We start from the raw sequence: 1,414 nt of genomic DNA on the forward strand, positions 1-1,414 counted from the left end.
CTTCCTGTCCTATGCGGTGGTCGGTCCGGTCGCCACCAAGATCAAGACGGTGCGCGAGAAGAAGAACCGCCTCTACATCATCGTCAAGCAGACGCTGCTTGCGTATATGAACGGCGCCTTGCCGCAGGTGGCGATCGAATTCGGTCGCAAGACCATCTCCTCCTATGAGCGTCCGACGATCGATGCCGTCGAGCAGAGCACCATGAACGCCGGCTCCGCCGAGAAGAAGGCGGCCTGAGCATGCTCGATCCGAGACAGGGCCGCCTGCCGCCATGACCAGTCCGGCCAGTCCGTCAGAAACGCGGGCCTTGATCATCGAGCGTCTCGTCGGCGACAGTGGCGAGGCGGCGCAGGTGATCGGCGTCGGCCGCGGCATGGCCGAACGGGCGGTCCCGGTGCTGCAAAAGGCGCTTGCAAGCGAGCTCGGCGCGCCGGTGACCGTCGACCTGCAGGCGGTGGAGGTCGGCCGCGTTCCCGAGGCGCGTTCGCGCGCCGGCGATGCCTTTGCGCTGACCATCGTTTCGTCGCCGACCTCGGCCGACGCCATGACGCTGGTGATGGATGCGCATGCGGTCGCCGTCATGGTGAGCGCGCTGTTCGGCGGCGATCCCGACCAGCCGGTGGCGCCGATCGAGCGCGACCTGTCGCAGATCGAGGCCGATGTCGCGACCACCGTGTTCCAGGAGGTCGCGACGGCGCTCAACGGATCGGGCCGGCGCTCATTGGATTTGCGTCTGCCGGTGCCTCGCGCAACGTCTGGCGGCGAAGCGAGGCGGCGCATCCTGCGCGACGGCGCCGCAGTCCGCATCGTGTTTGGCATCTCCACGCAGACCGATACCGGCATGATCACGGTCATGATCCCACAGCGCATCCTTCTCTCGACGCGTGGCGCAAACGCCAAAGTCGAGGAAGGCGAGAGCAGCGAATTCGACTGGCGTGCCCGTTTCTCGGAAGAGGTGATGCGCTCGACCGTCCGGCTCGAAGCGACGATGCCGCTCGCCCGGCTGACGCTCGGCGACCTCGCCGCGTTCGAGCCCGGCCAGGTGATAGAATTCGAGGAGAATGCGCAGCTCAACGCCAGACTCAGCGCCCGCGACAAGACATTGTTTGTCTGCGAGTTCGGCAAGCTCGGACAGAACTACACCGTCCGCATCAGCCATCCGCACGATGCCGGGCAGGATTTCATCGACGGACTGATGCCGGGCTGACGCCAGGCCCGGTTTTTATGGAGACGACAGATGGCACAAACCAAGGTGGAAGCCGAACCCGACCAGCCCGACGAACAGCTCGACCGCGCCATCGAGGAACTGCGCGGCGTGCTGCGGGAGGAGGAAAAGCGCCCGGACGACGCCTTTCAGTCGGGCGCCAATTCCTCGATCATCATGACCATTCCGGTCGACGTGCAGATCATCCT

At 65.4% G+C, this 1,414-nt stretch carries 1 protein-coding gene and 1 pseudogene; both read left to right on the forward strand.

Going from position 1 to position 1,414, the window contains the following annotated elements:
• Positions 1-238 (forward strand): annotated as a pseudogene (locus EOA27_RS36460) (flagellar motor stator protein MotA); the annotation flags it as partial.
• Positions 239-272: 34 nt separating this feature from the next.
• Positions 273-1,208, forward strand: a complete 936-nt coding sequence (locus EOA27_RS36465) for a FliM/FliN family flagellar motor switch protein (protein ID WP_126081533.1) — start codon at positions 273-275, stop codon at positions 1,206-1,208.
• Positions 1,209-1,414: the final 206 nt, after the last annotated feature.

Source organism: Mesorhizobium sp. M2A.F.Ca.ET.037.01.1.1 (assembly GCF_003998075.1).
Taxonomy (GTDB): Bacteria; Pseudomonadota; Alphaproteobacteria; order Rhizobiales; family Rhizobiaceae; genus Mesorhizobium.

What these genes read in the sequence shown, in the direction of transcription:
- EOA27_RS36465 (WP_126081533.1), top strand. Translation starts at nt 273, where the DNA reads ATGACCAGTCCGGCCAGTCCGTCAGAAACGCGGGCCTTGATCATCGAG.